Raw genomic sequence first — 20,012 nt, 5'->3', positions numbered from 1 at the left:
TTCCAATATCGGATCAGCTAGGTCCGATAGTTAAATTTATAATTGTGACAGCCATAATGTAATTATAATCATCAGACATATAGTAAACCAAAGAAAAGTATTACTTCGATCGATACGAGCCAAAAAGCGCGCAAATTGAATAGGAAGCAACACTGCGAATACTGAAACTAAAAACACAGGAGCTGTGACGGCCCAAGTGACCAAATAATAAATACTGAAGAATGCAATAAGTACCAGTGATATAGTACCACCTATAGCAAGAGGGTTTGATATCTCCGCAGTTTGAATATTGAATACCACAGCAATATCTTTAACAATTGTAAACAGAATTCTCGTTAATGGTGTATTAAAAACTAAATCAAACACCCCCATAATAAGAGGGCCAAAAACTATTAATAGATTATCTCTTACAAATTCAGTGACTGTTTTTTTGTGGTCAACAACCCATTTGATAGAGAACCATCCCATAAAGGCAAACACAAACAACCAAAATATAGGTTGATAGTTTGCTGAGTTTGGTTGAGATAATCTTTGAAGGATAAAAAGGGAGGCGAAAATCAGAATACTTAGCCAACCATATGCACGACGAAGATAGCGTAAACCATTTATAATACTGGAGTCCTCAAGATGATTATTTAGTTTTGAATAATTTTCTTCTAGTGCTGTTATAAATGCATCAATTTTTTTATTTTTCCTGACTTTTTCGCCAATCCAATAAATAGTTATCATTATAAGCAGCAGAGTGAGTGTTATTTTTAACATTAACCTAACGCCTCTTTTAAGTTATTAATGGATCGACAATGTAAATTTATTTAAGCTCATTTCTCACAGTGTAAATTAACCCTCATATGGTGGCATCTCTCTTCCATAAATTACACTTCCATCAAACATCTAATCACAAGGTCGTGAAGCAAATTGTTCAAATTGCTATAGCTATTGCTCACTCTGAAAGGCGAGATCCGACACTTCCTTTTTGAGATAGATGAATCCACTTGCTGAATTACGAATTTTATTTACCAAAGTAGCATCTTATTTAATGCATAAAAAGAGTATATAAAAGAGAAAATTAATGGAATTATAAATCTATTTAGATTGAGAACTTTAGTGACAGTAATAAAATCCTGCAATCTATGTGGGGTCTCGTTAGGGTGCTTTTCAAAAAATGCATTTAGTATTTTTCTCCTAAAAAACCTAATCACTATCCTTGACAAAAATAGAACAATAAAAACCCCTGGTAAAGCTTTAGATAAAAAAAGTGTTAGATTGTCTAGCGATTCCGAAAAGCAAATCACTGATATAGATGTAAACGTGATGATATATATTAGTGAAGATAATACCATTATTGATATAGCATCTTTCCTTGAACTTTCATCAGCCATCCTCTCCATAATTACTTGATATTTTTCAGGATCACTTTTTTTAATTTCTTCTAATTTAAAGAGATTGTTATTGTCTACTTCAGGCATTGGAAGTTGTATGATTATTATCAACCAAGAGAGCAGAATCGATGAAATTGAAACTAACAGCACAAACATGTTGAAATATTTTGATGATGATGGATTAACAGCTATATCATAAATTACAGCGAGTTGAATGAAAAACGAGCCTGCCAACAGGGTGAAAAAAAGCAACATTAATATTATAACAAAAGAAATCATTAAGAATAATGTAAAACTGTGCCAATATACATTCTTTTCCCTAGGATGGTTTGGCAGCCATTCAAAATACCCATCTACAAATTGAATGGAATAATACTTTCGGGTTGCTGCATCTGGGTACAGTTTTTTAATGCACTCATTTACCAAGGCATTCAAGTAATTTTGATATGCGCTATAGATCGCGGATATGGGAGAGGTAATAGCAGCCAGCAGCAGTAAAACTTCTTTGTAATTACTTAAATTTTTAAAACCATACCCAAAAAACTCAAATTCAGAATCATTAATGTTTTGAGCAGCATATAATGAAAACATCAATAATGTATATATTAATCCCAATTTAAAAATCAACTGGGTAATAGCTTTTGATCTAACCGTCAATTCATTTATGTACTTTTCACCAAAGTACTGATGAAATACCTCATCAGCGCTTATTAATTTTGAAAAATCTTCAATCTTTCGAGATAATGGTGACTTCCATCTAACCTGACGTACTTTTAGGATTTCGCCATCGTTCAGATTCATATTATAAATAGCTCTCTTGTGCTTTTTGCCATTACCTTGGTGATAAGGCTGTTGATGTCCATGCTGAAAACATATGTTCTTTTTATGCTATAAATAATGAAGTTTTTGAAGCATGGTCGAAATAATTTCCATCTTATATCTATATAATCCTATTTGGTTCACACAAAAAGTATCCCTTTCATCCGGAAATAGTTCACAGGCATCTTAACTCCCTTCTGCAGACAAAATAGTTACCGCACGGGGTTAGCTCCCAGCATGGAATCTGGGACACCCACAGTTCTGAGCAAGTTATAGCGCTACAGAATCGTACGCTACCGCCCATGGATTACAGCTTCCAATATGCTCCCTTGACCCGCGCTAGCAGCAACCCATCGCAGCTCAACAGGTTCTGGATGGCTATGGTAGGCCAAACGAAATTGTCTAGGCGAGCCTTTAAATGACACACCCGTCAGAATCTCATCGTTTTTTGAACTGGATCAGCAAATGGATATGAAAGGAGCATATGTGGCTATTTCTATCGCCCCAAAAGATGGCTGTCCCTATCGGGGGAGGCTTTGTTATCTTGCCGGGTAGACCGGCTGGGGCGATAGGTACCCCTTATCTCATCTCAACAGGAGCAATCAGATGGCGTTAAAGGTGCGATCCCGCAGGGAGAAGGTGGGCAGCGGCCTTGGGCTGCTGCTCGGGATCATCGGTTTCAATCTGCTGGTGCCTTTTTTCTTTGAAATGTCCCGTCCTGAATATGGTTTACACCTTTCTCCCACATAAATGGAGAGCCCGATGGGACAAGGTGTGAAACGGATACAGCGTGATTACTCGCTGACTTTTAAACTGGGACGGAAATCTGGGACACCCACCTTTTGGGGTTATACGCCTTTCTCTCGGAGCGTTTCTGCTATGGAGATCTGGGAATAGGTCTGGGAAATCTATTCAAAGCCTTCTCTGCGGTAAGTCCACCGCGCAAGGTTCCGGTCATGGTGAACTGGTGGATAAACTATCCCATAAGAGCAATTCCTGGACCTGCGCGGTGATTATTCTAATTGGATTCAGATTTCACTGAAATATTATTTGTTGCTACATTATACTCAATAATATGTGTGCAGAACATATTTACATCATCTACAGTATTGTAAGGTGAAAATGAAAGTCTGATTGTGGAGTTTATGGTCTTACGATCAAGCATCATCGAACTCAATACTCTAGACGGTTTTTCGGATGTACTACTGCATGCAGAACCTCTTGAAATGCATACCCCCTTGTTTGCCAGATAGTTTGCTAAGTGACCTGCATCTTGACCTGGAAACGCAAGTGACAGTATATAGTCAGAAGTTAGGGCATTTAGTGTATTTAATTGATAATTAACACCGGTATCTTCAAGACTATTAAGAAGGTGTTTTTTTAAAAGGTGAACGTGTCTCTGATACGTACTACTTTTCAGTGAGTGTTCTTTTAGGGCTCTTGACAATGACTCAATACCATAAAGGTTTTCTGTTCCTGGTCGTAAGCCACTTTCTTGACCACCACCTATAAATAAAGGGGCGATCATGACCTTTTCATTTAAATATAAAAAGCCGATCCCTTTAGCTGCACCAAGTTTGTGGCCTGAAGCAAAAAAACAGTCAATATTGTCTAGGTCAAGTTCTGTATTTACTTTCGTCAGATATTGAACCATATCACATATGGTTACTATGCCAATATCGATGTCTTTGACACACTGGAAAGCATCATTGATGGGTTGAATCACGCCTGTCTCATTATTAACACCCATTATGCACACCAAAGCGGTCTTGTTATTTATTAGGCTTTTTAGCTCAGGAATGTTAATTACGCCGGTTTTATCAACATTTAATACATGAACTGTAAATCCTTGTTTCCCCATTTCGTGTACAGTATTGAACACAGCTGGATGCTCCACTGCGGAAACTATAATTTCATCACGAGTTGAGGCGATTTTTCTCAAGAATCGACAATATCCTTGAATGGCTAGATTGGCTGACTCGGTTGCGCCTGAAGTGAAATAATAGCTTCCAGTATCGCCACCAAAAATATCAGAAAGTAATTGTCTGGCGTTATTAACTATTTGATGGCTATCATTGCCTGCTTTATGGTTGCTTGAGGGGTTACCATACTGAGGAATAAAATTTACAGCGCTTGAGAGTGGGAGCGCGGATGCTGCATTGTCAAAATATATCATGTTAAATTACATCACTACCATATTATTAAAAGAAATTTTTTTTGAAATTTTTGAAGTGAATGTTTCATATTCACATTTGCAATGTTTTATTTCATTCTCACGTATGATTGATACTTCTAGCTTCCCAGTTTTTGAAACAATAACTTGAATACAGTTTCTTGAAAATTCATCAGAAAGAATATTTGATGCAATAACACCTCGAATTATTTTTTCTCCAATGAATTCATCATCACCGCGTGCATAGATCGCAATGTGATCAACATTGTTATCAAAGTGACTAAGTAATCCGCTATATGTGGCTGGACATAATACTTTTCCACCTGATTCATATAGGTTAATAATAGGGTTTTTCTTAAGTCTAATGAATGGGAGAGTGCTTAACACGCTATCTTTAATTTTGTTATCTTCATCTTTCCACCAGTCTCCCTGAAAATATTGATCCTCAATGTTTGTATTAGCCAAAAATGGGGTGGATAAAGAAAAAATATCGTTATTACCTGAGGTCAAGAATAAAGCATTGTATTTTTTGTAAAAATTTTTACTGTTAGCTGGTTCTTCAGATGTTTTAATAATATTTGAGCGAACCCTACGAATGATTTTTTTAAACTTCTCATTGCCCTTAGATTGCAAGTTTAGGATCACATCATCTACAGTTAGGCTATTTTCTTCTAGGGCTTTTTTATATTCTTCTGGTAAATATGGATTCTTAATACCATCTTTGAAGTCGTTAAGAATAGAGCTTCTTTCTTGGTTCCCCCCGGTGATCCCAGCCAAGTCTGATAAACAGATACTTAGTGTAGCTTTGTGACCACTTTTTCTCAGATGGAGCAATAATTCAATTCCTATAGTTAGAGTATTCATTTCTTGAGTGCTGGGCTCTCCAAATCTCCCAAATGAATAACCGTTATCTTTTGAAAAAATAGCAATATGACCACAATCAATAATAACATTTTCCTTGAGGTTGACACTGGAAATAAGAGGTTTTATATTCATTTATAGCTACCTTAATTATAGTTGTTTTTTATTTTGAAGATTTTTTTTCTGAGAAAGGAACGATAAATTCCGTATGGCCGTCCGACAACACCAGAGATCAAGCAAAATATAAGGGCACTCCTGAGCATCTGCTCGGAGGAAGCACCGCTTACTGATAGGTTGATCAAATATAATGGCATTTCAAATGATAGATAGGCAAATGTGTCAACTAAATAAGGAAGCATGCCTTTATTTTGTTCTGTTAATCTACACTTCCTGAAAATCCAATCGCGCCAAATACCGAAGGGTCTTGCTGTTGATGTTATTATAAACAGTCCAATGAGTCTAGCATGCAGGTGAGTTGCTAAACTCATCTGTGCAAAACCTAGTTCTATTGGTATGGATATAAAATAACAAAAAGTATTTAGTGCAAAAACATCAGCGGCGAAATTGACGTATCTTTGTTTTTTATTTGATGGGAGAACTGCTTCCATAATACATAGGCTTTTGAATTATTTTTAGGAAGTGGGAAGATACTCTGCTGATTAATAGGCGTCAATGTAACATATCGCAGTAGCATTGCTGTGAAAGATTGTGTATGGAGTAAGGTAATGTTCCTATCTGGCTTTATGCTACTGCTTATAAGTAAATCTGCAAAATATTGAATTAAATTCTTAGAGGTTGGGTTTTTTATGAGCATGTAGCTAAGTTATTTAGTTTGATCCATTTTTAATGCGATACAGCCTGGAGCTAGAGGGTAATTTAGGTTTGGCATTTTCCATATCTGATGTTCACGCTACTTTCAATACATGAAGTCTATAAAGGATTGAATTAAATTTTGTGATTATGGGAAATTTTTGTGGACTATGTGATGAGAATCTGTGGTTGGAAAATATAGTATGCCCACCTTTTCGAGCAATGTGTGACTTTGTGATAAATATTGGATATCTATCGTTCTCTTGTCTAATACATTTTTCATTTTTAATTCAGTAAATGTGTAAAGTGTAGGATTTAATTTCCAGGCCAGTGAGTTTTCTTGAATTATGGGCAGGCGGACTTTGATGGCAACCAGCTGCTCTGGGCCGCCGTAACGGCGCTGCTCTGCTCCGGGCTGGGGGCCAGAGTGGGCAAATGGTTGGATGCCAGAGAGCAGACCAAGGGGCTGGGGAAAGAGCTCGAATAGAAAGCACCGGATGTTATCCTGTCTGCCATCGCACTCATGAAAAGGAGTTCCCATGCGCATTGCCCTGATTGGCCTTGGTGATATCGCCCAGAAGGCCTATCTGCCGCTGCTGGCCAGCGACGAGCGGGTCACCCCGCTGCTCTGTACCCGCAATCCGGCAGTGCTGGGCAAGCTGGCCTGCCAGTACCGGATCCCCGAATGCTTTACCGAGGTGGATGGGCTGCTAGGGAGCCGCCCGGATGCCGTGATGATCCACGCAGCTACTGCCGTTCACCGCGAGATTGCCGAGCAGTGCCTGCGTGCTGGCATCCCTACCTTTGTCGACAAGCCGCTCTGTGACAACGCAGCCGAGGTGGAGGCGCTCGCCAACCTCGCCCTGGCGCAGGATTGCCCGCTGTTTGTCGGCTTCAACCGACGCTATCTGCCCGCCATGAGCGCCGTCCGTACAGATAATCAGCCGCTCACCGAGCTTAACTGGCAAAAACACAGACACGCCTTGCCGGGGCTGCCGCGCCAGTTCCTGTTCGACGACTTTATCCATGTGCTCGACAGCCTCTGTTTCTATGGCGGCGCGCCTACCGGGGATCTGCATGCTGTGCTGCGGCGCAGCAGTCAGCAGCCCGAATTGCTGGCCGGAGTGAGTGTGGCCTGGCAAAGCGGGCAGGTGGCGGTGAGCGGTAGCATGAACCGCAGCGCCGGTATCACGGAGGAGCGTGTCGACGCTTACGGCGACAATCTCTCCCTGCACCTGGAAAACAGCACCCGGGGCACGATTGCCCGGGACAAGGCGTTGCAGACCCTGGCACCGGACGACTGGCAGCCGGTACTGGCCCAGCGGGGCTTCGTGGCTATGCTCGATCACTGGTATCGGCAAATCGAGGTGGGCAAGGCCGATGGGACTCTGATTGAGAGCTATCTGCACGGCCATCGACTGGCCGAGCGGCTGGTGGCGCTGGCGTGCTGACCCTTCCCTGCGCCTGCCGTGCCTGATTTGGCGGGCCCGCACGGGTGAAGGAACAGGCAGACCACTGTACAAGATGACGGATCCCTGCGCAGTCAGCCGGCGAGGGCGCCGCCGCGCGAGCCAAGCGGACGCTTGTTTGCTATCTTGGCGCCCATGAACTGCTTTCAGAGCAACAGAGTGTCATGAGCATTATTTTGGGCATAGACCCGGGTTCCCGGATCACAGGTTACGGCGTTATCCGCATAGTCGCAGGCAAGGCGGAATACCTGGGCTCCGGCTGCATCCGCACCGACCTGGGCGAGCTGCCGTCGCGCCTCAAGCAGGTGTATGACGGGGTGAGCGAGATCATCACCCAGTTCAAGCCCGACGAGTTCGCCATAGAGCGGGTCTTCATGGCCCGCAACGCCGATTCGGCCTTGAAGCTGGGTCAGGCCCGTGGCAGTGCCATAGTCGCGGCGGTCAACGCCCTGCTGCCGGTCAGCGAATACTCGGCGACCCAGATCAAGCAGGCGGTGGTGGGCACGGGTGGGGCGGCCAAGGAGCAGGTGCAGCACATGGTGACCCATCTGCTCAAGCTGTCGGCCACGCCTCAGGCGGATGCGGCGGATGCGCTGGGGGTGGCTATCTGCCACTTCCATACCCGCCAGAGCCTGATCAAGATGGCGGGGCGGGCCACCAGCTCGGTGCGCGGTCGCTATCGCTGAATCCAGCCGACGCTGACTGCGTCTGAGGACCAATGTGAGAGGAGGGCGCCCGTGCGCCCTCCTCGTTTATCCGCGCCATTTATACACTCGCATGCTGGCTTGTTGTCAAAAGAGTCAGCAGGGTCACAAGTTGTCGCATGGCATGGATAAGCTCCGTCTGGTGCAGTTTGCATCTTGGCGGCAATCCCCCCAATTAATCAATAACTTGTGACTCTTATCACATTTCAGGAATAAGGCAGGCCCACTTCGCCTTGCTATTTCACACTCCCATAATGTGTCGCCCGTTTAATAACGGCGACCTCATGAGCCTAGGCTCATGTTCCATCCATCATTGGGAGATATAAATGTGAAACCTTTTGCAGCTGAGTTTATGGGCACCTTCTGGCTGGTGTTGGGGGGCTGTGGCAGTGCCGTCTTGGCCGCCGCCTTCCCGAACGTGGGGATTGGCCTGCTGGGCGTAGCGCTGGCATTTGGCCTGACTGTACTGACCATGGCCTATGCCATCGGCCATATTTCAGGTTGTCACCTGAACCCGGCCGTGACACTGGGGCTGTGGGCCGGTGGCCGCTTCCCGGCATCCGGCGTCTTGTCTTACATAGTCGCTCAGGTATTGGGCGGGATTGCTGCCGCGGCCGTGCTCTATGTGATTGCCAGCGGTCAGGCTGGCTTTGATGTGAGTACCGGTTTTGCCTCCAACGGCTATGGCGAGCACTCACCGGGCGGTTACAGCCTGCTGGCGGCGCTGGTGTGTGAAGTGGTGATGACCGGCTTCTTCCTGTTCGTCATCATGGGTGCCACCGACAGCCGTGCACCGGCCGGTTTTGCCCCCATTGCCATCGGCTTGTGCCTGACGCTTGTCCACCTCATCAGCATTCCGGTGACCAATACCTCGGTCAACCCGGCGCGCAGCACTGGGGTCGCCCTGTTTGTGGGGGATTGGGCCGTCAGCCAGCTGTGGCTGTTCTGGGTTGCTCCGATCGTCGGTGCCATTCTGGGTGCGTTGGCCTATCGCGTGATTGCAACGAAAGCGTGATCCGTGACAAAAAAGTGTGGTATCGACACGCCCCCGGGCGTGTTTTTTCGTTTCAGGGGGGAGGCATTCAAAGACCCCGAGCGCTCAGCATCTCTTTGTAGCGCAGGTGCAGCAGTTGCACCCGTTCCACATAAGCGCGGGTTTCGGCGTAAGGGGGGATGCCCCCATGCTTTTGTACCGCACCGGCCCCGGCGTTGTAGGCGGCGGTCGCCAGCGCTACGTTGCCGCCATATTGCTTGAGCAGACCTGCCAGGTATTTCACCCCGCCAAAGATATTCTGCTCCGCCATCAGGGCATCACCGACCCCCAGCTCACGGGCCGTGGCGGGCATCAGCTGGGTCAATCCCATGGCCCCCTTGCGGGAGATGGCTTGCGGGTTGAAAGCCGACTCTGCGTGGATCAGCGCCCGTATGAGTGCGGGCTCGACCTGATAGGCCTTGGCCGCCGCCTGTATGGTGCTGGCATAGTCATAGAGAAAGAGACCCGTGGTGTGCCAGTTGACCTTTGAGGCCGGGTTGCAGGCGTAGCAGTCGTTGAACAGCAGCAACTCATAGTGACCCTGATCCGGCATCATGTCGGAATAGCGCACCACGCCATTTTTTTGCACCGATTTGTAGACCTGGATCTGGCGAGTGCCGGATGGCTGCGTGATTTTTGCAGGCGCTGGGGCCGGTGCAGAAACAGGGGAGGGCGACACGCCGGGGGCAGGCGCTGCCTTGGGAATGTGAAGGGGAGCCTGGGTCTCGGCGGTCAGGATCACCACCTCCGCCGGCGGTGGCGTCCGGCTCCAGCCGGGCGGGGAAAACAGCGGGATCAGCCCCATCAACATCCATGCTTTCAACGGCTTGCTCCTTCAGCCTGATTGGCCTTGTGAGTAAAGCATCCTGATGGTGGCAGAACAAGCCGCCGATGAGCGCCGGGTTGAAATAGGCAGAGTAAACAAGCGGGGCCGCGCAGTGGCGGCCCCTGGCAGGGTGATACTCCTTATTCTTGCAGCCAGAGCCGGGCGCTGCGGGCGGGAATGGCGACCCGCACCCACTGGCTCTGCACATTGATGACTGCGTTTTGATCGACCACATCCCGGTAGTTGCGATACCAGTTCATCTCGAATTTGGCGGTATCGAGCCAGTACTCCTGCTCGTACTCGCACTTGTTGACACCAACCAGCCCCTGCTTGCCGCGTTTGAACAGCACGAAGCAGTCGCCGCTGCCGACCAGTTGCATGGGCTGCCCCTGTACGGCGTTATGGAAGCGGATCATGCCTTTGAGATCCGCGCGCTGGTAATAATCCTGCCAGCGCAGCCCATCCTTGGCCTGGGTCTCGCCATGATCGGAATAGACCAGCGGCGAGCCACCATCGCGACCGAGCAGGTAGGCATAGGCCAGCTTCTCGTCGGTCTGGTTCAGGATCTGGTAGCGAAAGCCATCGTTGGTGGGAATGTCGTGGGTGATGGCGAAGGTGACGGCGCGGCTGCCCGGCAGGGCCTGACCGTAGGCACCGGGGTCGGCCAGCAGGCTCATGCTGCCACCATAACCGAGCGCCCCGCGCAGGGAGGCAAACAGCGGAAAGTCATAGGCCCCCTGACCACTGTTGTCGAGATAGGGTTTGAGGAAGCGCTCGTAATCCGTGCTGCCGGCGCCCCCCGTGGTGATCACCTCGCCAAAGACGTGCATGCCCTGTTTTATCTCTGGGGTGAACACGGCATTGATCTGGTAATCGCTCATGTGCTTGACCGCATCGACCCGAAAGCCCTTGATCCCCATCCCCTTGAGCGCCTTGAGATAGGCCTGCTGCTGGCTTACTACCCAGTTGTTGGGATCAAGATCCGGCAGCCCCTTGTCACCGGCGCCGCCACACAGGCGCCAGTACTGGACGTGACCCGGATCGCTCCAGTCGGTGATGCAGCCTTCGGGGTGAAAATCCGATCCGGCCAGCAAGTTCTGGCCCAGATCGCCGAACAGCTTCTGGCGCTCGAAGTAGGCGGGGTTGGCCGCATACTGGCCGAGCAGCTCGCTGCCGGGGTAGTTGAGGTCCTGGCGCTTCCAGCTCTCGTTGGCCATGTGGTTGAGCACAATATCGGCATAGACGGCTATGCCTCGTGCCTGCATGGCGGCAATCAGCTGCTCGAGATCCTGCTTGTTGCCAAGGGGGGTATCGATGAGGCGCAGATCCTGCGGTTGATAGCGTGCCCACCACTCGTTGCCCGATGATTTGAGGGGCGGCGAGATGAGCACCTGCTTGTAGCCGGCGGCCTTGATGAGATCGGCCTTGGCGGTGACTTCGCTGTATTGCCAGTTGAAGGCGTGCAGTATGACGTCGGCGTGTGCCAGAGGGGCGATCAGTATGCCTGCGATCACCCAGATTCCCGCTGTTTTTTTCATTATTGTCTGTCCTTGTTTGGGTGCCCATGTGGGCACCCAGAGCCTCACACCGGCCCTTCGGGCCGGCAATCTCCTTTTGACTGTTTTGTGAGCGTTTTCAAAGCAGACTGTGCGGATCTGTGACGGCTTGCATAAAACCGCCTGGCCACGTCATTACTGACTTTCCCATCACTGCAGCGGTTGGCCAGCAACTCAGTCGAGGCCGTTGTTGTAGAGTTGCTGCCAGGCACAGAAGCGCTGGCCGTTGCGGCTGTTTTGCAGCCAGAAGCGGTTGCAGTTGTCGTCGTAGTTGCTGGCGCCGACGTTGACGGCATAGCTGCTCAGGCGTTGCCCCTGCAGGGACTGGAACACGCCGTTGTAGAGCAGGGAGAAGTGCAGGTGCGGACCAGTGGAGGAACCTCCCTCGCACAGGGCCTCGTTGCGGTTGCTGGCATAGGTGCCGATGGGGGTATCCGCCGCCACGTAGTCGCCGCTGCGTACCGAGATGCCGCTCATGTGGTAGTAGTTGGTGGCCCAGCCGTTGGGGGCCGTGATCCGCACCTGGCAGCGGGAGAAGACGGTGACAGTGCCGCTGTTGGCGGCGGTGACAGTGTAGGTGGCACCGCCCCAGCCCGGCCAGTCGTAGGAGACGTCGATGGAGGAGTAGGGGTAGCCCGAACCGGTATGGGAGTGGGCGCCGTTCACCTTCCAGCTGTAGCCCTGGCGCCAGGGCAGCTGGAACTGGCCACCGGCCAGCCGGGCCGAGGGAACCGCAGCAGGGGCTTTGGGCGACGTCATGGCCTCCTTGCCAAACAGGGTTTGCCACTGTTCGCTCAACTGCTGCTGGTCGTGGGGAGTGAGCAGACTGCCCAAGGCGGCCTGGTGTGCCGCCAGCGGGGGTAGGGCAGGGACGCTGCGCTGGCTCAGTCGCAACTGGGCTTTGGCCTGGTAGAAGCGCTCGGAGAGCTGGCGAGCCATCTGTTCGAGCTGGTTATCGAATCCCCGGGCCTTGACCAGCTTGGCGAAGGGAGCCGCCATGGCTGGATCCGAGGGGGCCGAGATGAGCTGGCTGCTTGCCTCCATCAGGGCCAGCAGCAGCTGGGGGTTGAGGCTGGTAATGCCGCTCCAGTGCAGGATCACCTCCTCCTTGGGCAGTAGGTGAGGCGCCTGTTGCAGCAAAAAATCGTGCAGATCGAACGCCATGGCTGCCTCGCCAAACACGAAGTGGGCCTCGTCCAGTGGCACAGTGGCGCCGCCGGTGGCGTTGAGCTGCTGCTGGGTGAAGTGGTAGGGAGCAATCGGGATGTGGATGTCGCCGGCCCAGCTTGCGGTGGGCAGCAGTGCCAGCATCAGCAGTGAGGGGATGGGTTTGAACATGGTATCTCCTTGGCAAAGTGGTGAGGTGACAGCGTGGGGGTTGTCCCACTCAGGCAACGACAGCGCTATGCTATGCCAAGGCTTCACCATAGGGTGAAACACTAGGATTGCTATTCGATTGAGGCTTTTTATGGCTGGGTGTAACTCATCAGGCTTGTTAACAAATGTTTACGAAGTGATTTTGATATTTTAAATCATAGTTTTACGTGCGATTAAATAGTCCCTTGCCGTAAAATTAATCGCCGCGAGCAAGCCGTGCCCACATTGGGATACCGTGGTAGCATTGCCTGTGATTTATGCGGTCAGCTGTGTGTTAAAAAGTGTACAAACAGGCGCGGTTACTGGCTTTTTTGTTACTAAAAGGCGTGATATCTTGCTGACTTGTCTGGTCGGATCTCTTTCCGGGCAGCCACTGACATTTGAAGACTGGCCGAGCGGCCAAGGATGGAACGGGTGTGATAAGCAAGCGGGCGATGGAACTCACGTTCGAAGAGTACTGTGATGCGGATCTTTCCCTGATCAGGGACTACTACGAAACGACTTTCTCCCATTACGTGCCGGATTTGGCTGAGCGTATCTTCGTGGTGCGCGATGCGAACTGGCTGGTGGGCGCCGTACGCCTGCGCGACGAGCAGGATTACTACCACCTGTGCGGTTTTCGGTTGCTGCCCCACTATCAGTCACTGGGGCTGGGCTCCCGTTTGTTGCAACATGCCTGCAGTGATCTGGTGGACAAGCCAGTGGTGTGTCAGGCATTGCCATTCGAGAAGCCGTTTTACCTCAAGGCCGGTTTTGCTGACCTGCCCCTGCATGAGCTCGATGGCCCCCTCTTTTCTCTCTATGACCAGCAGCGCGAACAGGGTTACCAGATCGAGCTGCTGGTGCGTCAGGCAAACACTCCCGTCTACAACTGAAGACTCACTGCGGCTTGGTCAGCAGGTGGATCTTGCCCGGTGACAACTCAAGCCCCAGCAGATTCTCTTTCAGCCAGGCCTGGTTCGGGTCTTTGTCGTTCAGCCGATAGACGGGCTGGGTCTCCAGCCGTTTCTCCATGCTTTGCAACAGCATGCCCAGCATAAAGCCGAACTTCTGCTGCGCCGCTTCCGGTTCCAGCTTGTACTCAATCAACTTGATGTTGTCGAGGAAGAGGGCGCTCTGAGCCTTGTCATAGCGTGGTCTGGCCTCGTAGGTCATGTTCAGACGCGCATCGTATTCGGTCTGGTCCGGCAGGGCGATCCTCAGTTTTCCCTTGCCATAGACACGGGCGGTATCCGGGCTCTGACGCCCGATCTGGACGTCGCTCTGCTCGAGCTGTACGTGGGCCTTGATGATGCCGGGTAATTCCAGCTGTTTGTTCACTTGTACCTGGGATTGCAGGTACTGATTTATCTGTTGCTCATTGATGTCATATGAGCCTTGACCTAGCATGGCCAGACTGAGCAGCATAGATTGCAGGATCATGCTAACGACCTGATAGAATGGATGTGTTTCACAGCATACCATCCTGGCCCCGTGGGGTCTGCCCACTGCATTTACCCTGATGTAAAAGGAGTCCTCTTGATCAACGGTTTGGAGTACGACATCCAGCTGCTGTTTTCCCAGTTTCTTGGTTGGCTGCTGCTGCTATTTCACACCGTGATCGTGGCAGGGATCTCCTTGCGGGTGGTGATGAAGCGGCGTCCCATCGGCGTCTCGCTTGCCTGGCTGGCGCTCATTTATGCCATCCCGTTTGCCGGGGTCGGCTTCTATGTGCTGTTTGGCGAGATCCGGCTCGGTCGCCGCCGCGCAGAACGGGCAAAGGCCATGTACCGCCCCTATGCTATCTGGATCCGGCAGCTGGCCAGGCTCTTTCCCCAGCACTGCTGCGAGGTGGGCAGCAAGGCTCAGCCATTGCACGATCTGATCCAGGGGCGGCTGGCCATGCCCATGCTCTCAGGCAACCGCATGACCCTGCTGAGCCAACCCGAATCGATACTGCGCGAGATAGCGCGCGACATCCGCCAATCCTCCCAGTCCTGCTATCTGGAGTACTACATCTGGCACCCGGGCGGCGATACCGACGATGTGTGCGACGCCTTGATGGAAGTGGCGGCGCGCGGCGTGGATTGTCGTCTGCTGCTCGATTCCATGGGCAGCAAGACGTTTTTCCGCTCGCACTGGCCCAAAAAGCTGCGCAAGGCCGGGGTCAAACTGGTGGAGGTGCTGCCGGTCGGTGCCTGGCGCATCCCGTTCCAGCGCCAGGATCTGCGCATGCACCGCAAGCTGGTGGTGATCGATGACAGGGTGGGTTACACCGGCTCCATGAACATGGTGGATCCCCGCTTCTTCAAGCAGAACGCCGGGGTAGGCCAGTGGGTCGATATCATGATCCGGGTGCAGGGGCCCGTGGTGCCGCTGATGTGGTCCATCTTCGTCTGGGATTGGGAGATGGAGACCGGCGAGCGGTTGCTCGACAGCCTGCAGCATGATCCGGAAGCCTGGCTCCAGAGCAACTACCGGGCCCAGCTGATCCCGTCCGGCCCCTTTGTTGGCGGTGACTGCATCCAGCAGAGCCTGTTGCTGGCCATCTACCAGGCCCGTCACCACCTGGTGCTGACCACCCCCTATTTCGTGCCGGACGATCCCCTGGCGGCGGCGCTCTCCTCGGCGGCGGCGCGAGGGGTGCAGGTGCAACTGGTGTTGCCCGCGCGCAATGACTCCATCATGGCCAACCATGCCTGCAATGCCTTCATGGAGGAGCTGCTGGAGGCCGGGGTTGAAGTCTATCGCTACGATGCCGGACTGCTCCACACCAAGAGCGTGCTGGTGGATGACGACTTCGCACTGGTGGGCACGGTAAACCTGGACAGACGCAGCCTCTGGCTCAACTTCGAGGTGACCCTGCTCATCGACAACCCGCTGTTTGTCGCCGAGATGACCCATCTGGTACAGGGTTATATGACGGAGGCGACACCCATGTCCCTGGCCAAGTGGCGCGATCGCCCCAGGTACAAGAAGGTAATGGAGAACATCTTCTATCTGTTCAGTCCCTTGCTGTGACATTACATAATTGCGGTCGATGCTGAATTGGACTTGCCTAGCCCCGATATCGCCCCGTAGAGTGCGGCAATGAGCCTTTGGAGAATCATATAAAAATGCAGAAGCGAGTAACGCTGGCCGTGTGTGCGGCCTTGGTAGTGGGTGGGCTGGGTGCCTGCTGGTACACGGGCAATACGTTTGACCGCATCATGGACGAGCAGATCGCCAAGGTGAAGCAGGAGAGCGGCGTCGAGCTGAGCTGGGTGCCTGGCGCCAGCAACCTGTTCACCCGTGATGGCATCTTGAAGGTGGTGGTCACGCCGCAAACGCTGGCCAGCCTGGATGGTCAGCTGGAAGGGAGTGAGCCGGTCGAGGCGCAGTTCATCGTCAACAGTCGCATTCTGCCGCTCTATATCAAGAGCAACATGCTACTCGACACCAAGCAGGGAACGCTGGCCACTGTGTTCAGCGCCCTCAAGCTGGAGCAGTGGCAGTTTGGCATAGAGTCGGTCAGCAGCCTCTGGACCATGAGCAACAGCAGCCGCTTCTGGGCCAACGAGTTCAAGGTCAAGCAGGGGCTCGACGAGTTCAGCTTCCTGCCGATGACGGGCGACTACCGCGGCGATATGGATGGCAACGGTCACGTTACCTTCCACTGGCAGGGCATGACACTGCATGAAGAGCAGAGCAAGATGGACATGGTGCTGGCCGAGCTCAAGGGCAGCGCCGACATGGCCGAGATCAGCGGGATCTGGCTCTCTCCCCGTAGCGACATGACCCTCTCTGCGCTGTCGGTGCAACTGCCAGACAGCGTCAAGGTGTCACTGCAGGGGCTGACCACGGAAACCCAACTGGAAGGCGATGATGCCCAGACCCTCTCCAGCAGCTATCAGATGAAGGTGGATACTCTCAATCTGGAGAACGAGACCGATAATCTGGCGCTGACCCAGAGCAAGCTGGCCCTGAATCTGAAAGGGCTGGATCTGGAAGGTTATCAGGCACTGCAAGCCTCCAGCGGGCAAGGGGTGGAAGATGAAGCCATCCAGCAAGCCCTGGACAAGCTGCTCAAGCGCGGCGCGACCCTGGAGCTGGTGGACTTGAGCGCCCAGCTCAACGGCGAGCCTGTCTCCATGAAGGGGGACGTCAAGCTGGCATCGACTTCTCTGGAACAGCTGTTCAATAGCGAACAGGGAATGCATGCCCTCTCCGGCCTGATGCATGCCAATCTCAGTGACAAACTGGGCAAGGCGGTGCCGCAGCTGGCCCCCATGCTGGAACAGTTCGCCGCCATGGGGTATCTCAAAGCGGACAAGGCCCGGCTGACCGCCGAGCTGAAGCTCGACAAGGGTGCCATGACCATCAATGGCCTGCCGCTGTAAGTCGGTGGCAGAAACAACAAAGGCTCCCTCGGGAGCCTTTGTTGTTTCTGGCGTGGTGCCAAAGGTGGGTTACTTGAACACCACCGTTTTGTTGCCGTAGACGAACACCCGTTCGTTGAGCACCAGCTCCAGCGCGCGGCTCAGCACGGATTTCTCCACGTCACGACCGGCCTTGGCCATGTCATCGGCACTGAAGGCGTGACCGACATGGATCACGTCCTGCTCGACGATGGGACCCTCATCCAGATCGTCGGTGACGAAGTGGGCGGTGGCGCCAATCAGCTTGACCCCGCGATCGAAGGCCTGACGGTAGGGACGGGCACCGATGAAGGCGGGCAGGAAGGAGTGGTGGATATTGAGGATCTTGCGCGGATAGGCTTCGACGAAGCTCGGGGTCAGCACTCGCATGTACTTGGCCAGGATCACATAGTCGGGCTGGTAGCCGTCTATGATGGCACGTACCTGCTCCTCGTGTTCGGTGCGGCTCAGATCCTCATGGCTGACGGTGTGGAACGGAATGTCGAACTTGCCCGTCAATTCGGCGAGCGTATCGTAGTTGCCGATCACCGCCACTATGTCCATGTCCAGCGCACCAGCATAGTTCTTCATCAATATGTCGCCGAGGCAGTGGGTCTCCTTGGTCACCAGGATGACGATGCGCTTCTTGCCCGCCTTGACCAGGCGGCGCTGGGCGCCGGCGGGCAGGGCATCATCCAGATCCGCCAGCAGGGTCTCGTCGTTGAAACGCCCCTCCAGCTCGGTGCGCATGAAGAAGCGACCGTTTTCATGATCCACGAACTCGTCGTTCTTGTTGATGTTGAGCTGGTGCTTGTAGCAGATATTGGTGATCTTGGCGATGAGGCCCTTGGCGTCCGGACAGTCCGTCAGCAGTATTTTCTTTTCCATCTCTGTCATGATTCCGTTTGTGGTATTGGCGCCTGAGTCTGCGCAGGCAGCGCGTTTTTTCAGGCACTATGCCATAAACAAAATCAGAAAAGACAGCGCGCCGTGCGTCCTTGGGTCAAGTCGTTGTCTGCGGGCGCTGGTCGGTTCCATATTCATCTTTGATGGGTTTTGGGCTGGTATCCTGTGTTTTTTTTCTTTAGGCTGTCTGCGCTTATTCTCAGGGCGGGGTGCAATTCCCCACCGGCGGTATCCCGATCTGACTCGGGGAGCCCGCGAGCGCCCGACTTTGGTGTCACACCTGAGTCGGGGTCAGCAGATCCGGTGAGATGCCGGAGCCGACGGTCATAGTCCGGATGAAAGAGGATAAGACAGATATTGCAGGCATGCCCCCGTTGGGCCGGCCGCTGCATACCTATCTCTGTCTGCCTTTCCATGCCCTGATTCTGGTCCTTGTCTTATTTAGGAGTCTTACCATGAATCAGTCTCTACTCAGTGAATTTGGTGATCCCCTTGCGCGTGTCGAAGCGGCGCTCGCGGCCTTGCGCGCCGGTCGCGGCGTTTTGGTAGCCGATGATGAAGATCGGGAGAACGAGGGTGATCTCATTTTCGCCGCACAAACCATGACCAATGAACAGATGGCCATGATGATCCGCGAGTGTTCTGGCATCGTTTGCCTCTGTCTGACCGATGAGCGCGTTCGCCAGCTGGCGTTGCCCATGATGGTGGAGGCAAACTCCAGCCACTATCAGACCGCTTTCACCGTCACCATAGAGGCGGCGCAAGGGGTTACCACGGGCGTTTCAGCGGCCGATCGCATCACGACCATTCGCGCGGCCATCGCCGATGGTGCCAAACCGTCCGACCTGCATCGTCCAGGCCATGTCTTCCCGTTGCGGGCTCGTACCGGTGGTGTGCTGACGCGCCGCGGCCATACCGAAGCAACGGTCGATCTGATGCAGCTTGCCGGCCTCAAACCGTTCGGGGTTTTGTGTGAGCTGACCAAAGAAGATGGCTCCATGGCTCGCCTGCCAGACCTGGTTGCCTTCGGCCGCCTGCATCAGATGCCGGTACTGACCATCGAAGACCTGGTGCAGTATCGTCAATTGCTGTCAGAACGTTCTGCCTGAGCCTCATACGAAATTGTAATAAGTACAAAATTTGGTTACGCTCTGTGCGAACCTCATCCAGAGGCACTCGTTTTTGCTTAAAGTTTGCACATAAAGTGTGCGGCTAAAAAAAAATGAGGGTTTTAATGCATTTATCTGTGATGAGGCCTATCCAAAGTATGATTCTTTTGTGCCATAATCACGCCGCTTGCTAAACGTCTGGCGAGTTAAAGGGAGCTTTTAAAAATGAAAAAATTGTTGTTGGTAGGTGTTGTTGGTCTGTCCGCTCTGCTGGGCGGTTGTGCAAACACCAGCGAACTGGAAACCTCCGTTCAGAATCTGTCTAACAAAGTTGACCAACTGGCTCAAGATGTTAGCGCAGTTCGTGCTGATCAATCCAAGATTGCTGCTGATGTTGCAGAAGCCAAGCAAGAAGCTATGCGTGCTAACCAGCGCATCGACAACATGGCTACTTCCTACAAGAAGTAATCCATGCGAAAAAATGGCGCATTCATGCGCCATTTTTTTTTGCCTGAAATTCGTCAATTCCCCCGCTTTTCTTCCATATCTTCCATATGCGCTCGCCTTGCCAGAGCAATGCCGATCTCTCGGCATCACCCTCACTTATATCCCTT

At 51.9% G+C, this 20,012-nt stretch carries 20 protein-coding genes and 1 riboswitch; of the genes, 10 read left to right on the top strand and 10 right to left on the bottom strand.

Translation table 11 applies throughout. The features are described from left to right. Positions 1-36: 36 nt before the first annotated feature. Positions 37-762, bottom strand: coding sequence for a hypothetical protein (locus tag GWQ31_RS01550; RefSeq protein ID WP_275908483.1), 726 nt, complete (start codon positions 760-762; stop codon positions 37-39). Positions 763-1,013: 251 nt separating this feature from the next. Beyond that, complete coding sequence (locus tag GWQ31_RS01545; protein WP_275908482.1) at positions 1,014-2,180, bottom strand: hypothetical protein; 1,167 nt, start codon at positions 2,178-2,180, stop codon at positions 1,014-1,016. 624 nt (positions 2,181-2,804) lie between these two features. Here GWQ31_RS01545 and GWQ31_RS01540 point away from each other — a divergent pair. Beyond that, entirely contained in the window at positions 2,805-2,948 is a 144-nt protein-coding gene (locus GWQ31_RS01540) for a hypothetical protein (RefSeq protein ID WP_212539084.1), read from the top strand. Positions 2,949-3,216: 268 nt separating this feature from the next. Here GWQ31_RS01540 and GWQ31_RS01535 read toward each other — a convergent pair whose 3' ends face one another. The 3 genes from GWQ31_RS01535 to alaE are packed head-to-tail and all read right to left on the bottom strand — an operon-like array spanning position 3,217 to position 5,840. Next, positions 3,217-4,374, bottom strand: a complete 1,158-nt coding sequence (locus GWQ31_RS01535) for a cysteine desulfurase family protein (RefSeq protein ID WP_212539032.1) — start codon at positions 4,372-4,374, stop codon at positions 3,217-3,219. A 6-nt stretch (positions 4,375-4,380) separates the two neighbouring features. Further along, the gene (locus tag GWQ31_RS01530) at positions 4,381-5,367 is read right to left on the bottom strand and encodes a hypothetical protein (protein WP_275908481.1); all 987 of its coding nucleotides are present in this window, start codon (positions 5,365-5,367) and stop codon (positions 4,381-4,383) included. An 11-nt stretch (positions 5,368-5,378) separates the two neighbouring features. Then, positions 5,379-5,840, bottom strand: coding sequence for an L-alanine exporter AlaE (gene alaE / locus GWQ31_RS01525; RefSeq protein ID WP_169045663.1), 462 nt, complete (start codon positions 5,838-5,840; stop codon positions 5,379-5,381). A gap of 542 nt (positions 5,841-6,382) precedes the next feature. Here alaE and GWQ31_RS01520 point away from each other — a divergent pair. The 4 genes from GWQ31_RS01520 (at position 6,383) to aqpZ (ending at position 9,230) form a co-directional block, all read left to right on the top strand. After that, a complete protein-coding gene (locus GWQ31_RS01520; protein ID WP_212539085.1) occupies positions 6,383-6,529 on the top strand; it encodes a hypothetical protein in 147 nt (48 codons plus the stop codon). 52 nt (positions 6,530-6,581) lie between these two features. After that, positions 6,582-7,493, top strand: coding sequence for a Gfo/Idh/MocA family oxidoreductase (locus GWQ31_RS01515; protein ID WP_275908480.1), 912 nt, complete (start codon positions 6,582-6,584; stop codon positions 7,491-7,493). A 182-nt stretch (positions 7,494-7,675) separates the two neighbouring features. Continuing rightward, positions 7,676-8,197, top strand: coding sequence for a crossover junction endodeoxyribonuclease RuvC (gene ruvC, locus GWQ31_RS01510; protein ID WP_017412842.1), 522 nt, complete (start codon positions 7,676-7,678; stop codon positions 8,195-8,197). A 346-nt stretch (positions 8,198-8,543) separates the two neighbouring features. Next, a complete protein-coding gene (aqpZ, locus tag GWQ31_RS01505) occupies positions 8,544-9,230 on the top strand; it encodes an aquaporin Z (protein ID WP_265421108.1) in 687 nt (228 codons plus the stop codon). A 67-nt stretch (positions 9,231-9,297) separates the two neighbouring features. Here aqpZ and GWQ31_RS01500 read toward each other — a convergent pair whose 3' ends face one another. The 3 genes from GWQ31_RS01500 to GWQ31_RS01490 all read right to left on the bottom strand — a co-directional run bounded on the left by GWQ31_RS01500 (position 9,298) and on the right by GWQ31_RS01490 (position 12,968). Continuing rightward, positions 9,298-10,059, bottom strand: coding sequence for a lytic transglycosylase domain-containing protein (locus tag GWQ31_RS01500; RefSeq protein WP_265421224.1), 762 nt, complete (start codon positions 10,057-10,059; stop codon positions 9,298-9,300). A 155-nt stretch (positions 10,060-10,214) separates the two neighbouring features. Continuing rightward, entirely contained in the window at positions 10,215-11,612 is a 1,398-nt protein-coding gene (locus tag GWQ31_RS01495) for an alpha-amylase family protein (protein ID WP_275908479.1), read from the bottom strand. A 192-nt stretch (positions 11,613-11,804) separates the two neighbouring features. Further along, entirely contained in the window at positions 11,805-12,968 is a 1,164-nt protein-coding gene (locus GWQ31_RS01490; protein WP_275908478.1) for a M23 family metallopeptidase, read from the bottom strand. A 473-nt stretch (positions 12,969-13,441) separates the two neighbouring features. Between GWQ31_RS01490 and GWQ31_RS01485 the strand changes: the two genes are divergently transcribed. Beyond that, positions 13,442-13,882: a GNAT family N-acetyltransferase gene (locus GWQ31_RS01485; protein WP_159166855.1), complete on the top strand. Its 441-nt coding sequence runs from the start codon at positions 13,442-13,444 to the stop codon at positions 13,880-13,882. Positions 13,883-13,886: 4 nt separating this feature from the next. Here GWQ31_RS01485 and GWQ31_RS01480 read toward each other — a convergent pair whose 3' ends face one another. Beyond that, positions 13,887-14,429: a DUF1439 domain-containing protein gene (locus GWQ31_RS01480; RefSeq protein ID WP_005316771.1), complete on the bottom strand. Its 543-nt coding sequence runs from the start codon at positions 14,427-14,429 to the stop codon at positions 13,887-13,889. Between the two features lie 96 nt (positions 14,430-14,525). On the opposite strand from GWQ31_RS01480, the gene cls reads away from it, so the two are divergent. Next, positions 14,526-16,007: a cardiolipin synthase gene (gene cls / locus GWQ31_RS01475; protein WP_265421111.1), complete on the top strand. Its 1,482-nt coding sequence runs from the start codon at positions 14,526-14,528 to the stop codon at positions 16,005-16,007. A gap of 95 nt (positions 16,008-16,102) precedes the next feature. Then, positions 16,103-17,365: a DUF945 family protein gene (locus tag GWQ31_RS01470; protein WP_058393397.1), complete on the top strand. Its 1,263-nt coding sequence runs from the start codon at positions 16,103-16,105 to the stop codon at positions 17,363-17,365. Positions 17,366-17,434: 69 nt separating this feature from the next. Here the strand turns inward: GWQ31_RS01470 and purU are convergent, their stop codons facing one another. Further along, on the bottom strand, positions 17,435-18,271 hold the full coding sequence (purU, locus tag GWQ31_RS01465; protein WP_059113012.1) for a formyltetrahydrofolate deformylase: 837 nt from the start codon (positions 18,269-18,271) through the stop codon (positions 17,435-17,437). A 209-nt stretch (positions 18,272-18,480) separates the two neighbouring features. After that, a riboswitch (FMN riboswitch) is annotated at positions 18,481-18,640 on the top strand. Positions 18,641-18,744: 104 nt separating this feature from the next. Between purU and ribB the strand changes: the two genes are divergently transcribed. Continuing rightward, the gene (ribB, locus tag GWQ31_RS01460; RefSeq protein WP_005316761.1) at positions 18,745-19,398 is read left to right on the top strand and encodes a 3,4-dihydroxy-2-butanone-4-phosphate synthase; all 654 of its coding nucleotides are present in this window, start codon (positions 18,745-18,747) and stop codon (positions 19,396-19,398) included. Between the two features lie 225 nt (positions 19,399-19,623). Then, a complete protein-coding gene (locus GWQ31_RS01455; protein WP_005334342.1) occupies positions 19,624-19,866 on the top strand; it encodes an Lpp/OprI family alanine-zipper lipoprotein in 243 nt (80 codons plus the stop codon). The last annotated feature ends 146 nt before the right edge of the window (positions 19,867-20,012 follow it).

Source organism: Aeromonas sp. 2MA4, from assembly GCF_029237305.1.
In the GTDB taxonomy this organism is placed as follows: domain Bacteria; phylum Pseudomonadota; class Gammaproteobacteria; order Enterobacterales; family Aeromonadaceae; genus Aeromonas; species Aeromonas salmonicida.
The sequence above is the reverse complement of the archived record's forward strand: the minus strand, read 5'-3'. Positions and strand labels throughout refer to the sequence as shown.

Bases quoted from the DNA above. Each gene is read 5' to 3' on its own strand.
- GWQ31_RS01470 (WP_058393397.1), top strand. From the start codon at position 16,103: ATGCAGAAGCGAGTAACGCTGGCCGTGTGTGCGGCCTTGGTAGTGGGT.
- ribB (WP_005316761.1), top strand. From the start codon at position 18,745: ATGAATCAGTCTCTACTCAGTGAATTTGGTGATCCCCTTGCGCGTGTC.
- GWQ31_RS01530 (WP_275908481.1), bottom strand. From the start codon at position 5,367: ATGAATATAAAACCTCTTATTTCCAGTGTCAACCTCAAGGAAAATGTT.
- alaE (WP_169045663.1), bottom strand. From the start codon at position 5,840: ATGGAAGCAGTTCTCCCATCAAATAAAAAACAAAGATACGTCAATTTC.
- GWQ31_RS01535 (WP_212539032.1), bottom strand. From the start codon at position 4,374: ATGATATATTTTGACAATGCAGCATCCGCGCTCCCACTCTCAAGCGCT.
- GWQ31_RS01500 (WP_265421224.1), bottom strand. From the start codon at position 10,059: ATGTTGATGGGGCTGATCCCGCTGTTTTCCCCGCCCGGCTGGAGCCGG.
- GWQ31_RS01540 (WP_212539084.1), top strand. From the start codon at position 2,805: ATGGCGTTAAAGGTGCGATCCCGCAGGGAGAAGGTGGGCAGCGGCCTT.
- ruvC (WP_017412842.1), top strand. From the start codon at position 7,676: ATGAGCATTATTTTGGGCATAGACCCGGGTTCCCGGATCACAGGTTAC.
- GWQ31_RS01490 (WP_275908478.1), bottom strand. From the start codon at position 12,968: ATGTTCAAACCCATCCCCTCACTGCTGATGCTGGCACTGCTGCCCACC.
- GWQ31_RS01545 (WP_275908482.1), bottom strand. From the start codon at position 2,180: ATGAATCTGAACGATGGCGAAATCCTAAAAGTACGTCAGGTTAGATGG.
- GWQ31_RS01515 (WP_275908480.1), top strand. From the start codon at position 6,582: ATGCGCATTGCCCTGATTGGCCTTGGTGATATCGCCCAGAAGGCCTAT.
- GWQ31_RS01550 (WP_275908483.1), bottom strand. From the start codon at position 762: ATGTTAAAAATAACACTCACTCTGCTGCTTATAATGATAACTATTTAT.
- GWQ31_RS01495 (WP_275908479.1), bottom strand. From the start codon at position 11,612: ATGAAAAAAACAGCGGGAATCTGGGTGATCGCAGGCATACTGATCGCC.
- GWQ31_RS01485 (WP_159166855.1), top strand. From the start codon at position 13,442: ATGGAACTCACGTTCGAAGAGTACTGTGATGCGGATCTTTCCCTGATC.
- GWQ31_RS01455 (WP_005334342.1), top strand. From the start codon at position 19,624: ATGAAAAAATTGTTGTTGGTAGGTGTTGTTGGTCTGTCCGCTCTGCTG.
- GWQ31_RS01480 (WP_005316771.1), bottom strand. From the start codon at position 14,429: ATGATCCTGCAATCTATGCTGCTCAGTCTGGCCATGCTAGGTCAAGGC.
- purU (WP_059113012.1), bottom strand. From the start codon at position 18,271: ATGGAAAAGAAAATACTGCTGACGGACTGTCCGGACGCCAAGGGCCTC.